This is a genomic window from Oerskovia sp. NPDC056781, from assembly GCF_042789955.1.
In the GTDB taxonomy this organism is placed as follows: domain Bacteria; phylum Actinomycetota; class Actinomycetes; order Actinomycetales; family Cellulomonadaceae; genus Oerskovia; species Oerskovia rustica.
The window spans coordinates 1-1,118 of record NZ_JBHUAD010000411.1; the positions used below are offsets into that span (position 1 = coordinate 1).

At 66.0% G+C, this 1,118-nt stretch carries 2 protein-coding genes; one reads left to right on the forward strand and one right to left on the reverse strand.

Translation table 11 applies throughout. From position 1 onward, the window contains the following. Positions 1 to 152: 152 nt before the first annotated feature. Positions 153 to 461, reverse strand: a complete 309-nt coding sequence (locus ACFRCR_RS18825) for a DUF3073 domain-containing protein (RefSeq protein WP_377679717.1) — start codon at positions 459 to 461, stop codon at positions 153 to 155. A 319-nt stretch (positions 462 to 780) separates the two neighbouring features. Between ACFRCR_RS18825 and ACFRCR_RS18830 the strand changes: the two genes are divergently transcribed. Then, positions 781 to 993, forward strand: coding sequence for a BldC family transcriptional regulator (locus ACFRCR_RS18830; RefSeq protein ID WP_030151000.1), 213 nt, complete (start codon positions 781 to 783; stop codon positions 991 to 993). Positions 994 to 1,118 lie beyond the last annotated feature (125 nt).

Below are 1,118 nucleotides of genomic sequence, written 5' to 3' on the forward strand. Positions count from 1 at the left end.
CCCGGCAGCTCAGGCCTAGGCCTGAAGCGCGGGGCGCGCCTTCGTCGTACGAGGATCAGACTCGCGGGTCGGTCGTCGATCGACGGACTCGCGATCTGTCGACTCACGGACCACCTGGGGCCCGTAGGTCGCAGGAAGAGGGTGAGATCGTGTCAGCGGTCGTCGGACCAGCCGGTGAACGGCTGGTCGTAGTCTCCGTTGTTGTCCTCGGAAGACCTCGCTCCGTAGCGAGGATCTGTCGCGAGATCCGTGTGGCTATGACCAGTGAGCTCTTGTTCGAGAGCTTGGTAGTTCGTCTCGGGGCTGTAGTACTTCAGCGCACGAGCGACCTTGGTCTGCTTAGCCTTCTGACGGCCGCGGCCCATGGCTCCGACCCCCTCAACGTAGAAGCGGGGCGGCAACGTACTCAGACGTGCGGCCCCGGGAGTGTTGTTTCGTCTGTTCAGAGTCCAACGGTACATGCTCCGGATGCATTCCAGCCACTCGGGTCCCCCGATCGGGGGGCTTGTCACACTGTCTCCACACAACGAGGCCTTGACGGGTGGCCGCCGGGTCGCCGACGGGGGGTCTACGGAGCGGTCCGGGGCCGCGTCTGGCGGCCGCGCGACACGCCCGGATCTCGGTCCGAAACACCTGTACCACCCATACCCCGCCTAATTCACCCTGTCCGCCAAGTCGCCCAAAATCCTCATGCTGCGACAATGGAAGGGCTAGCGCAGCGCTGTCGTCGCGTTCCGACGTCACCGTCGGACCAGCCAGTCGCTAGGAGGAGGTGCAGTGATGTCCGTCCATGGAGAGTCCGAAGTTCTGCTCACACCGGCCGAGGTCGCGAGCCTGTTCCGCGTCGATCCCAAGACCGTCACTCGCTGGGCCAAGGCCGGCAAGCTGTCGTCGATCCGGACCCTCGGGGGGCATCGTCGCTATCGCGAGTCCGAGGTTCGTGCACTTCTGGGTGCTGCGAGCGAGAACGCCGAGGGCGTCGACAAGGGCTGACCGACGGCGCGGTGGACGTACCCGCGCCCAGCCTTCGCCGTCGGGCCGTGCGGAGCCCCGGGACACGTCTCCCGGAGCTCCCGTCGCGTCCTGACCTGATCTTCCTCACGACCAGCCGAAAGCCC

What these genes read in the sequence shown, in the direction of transcription:
- ACFRCR_RS18830 (WP_030151000.1), top strand. Translation starts at nt 781, where the DNA reads ATGTCCGTCCATGGAGAGTCCGAAGTTCTGCTCACACCGGCCGAGGTC.
- ACFRCR_RS18825 (WP_377679717.1), bottom strand. Translation starts at nt 461, where the DNA reads ATGTACCGTTGGACTCTGAACAGACGAAACAACACTCCCGGGGCCGCA.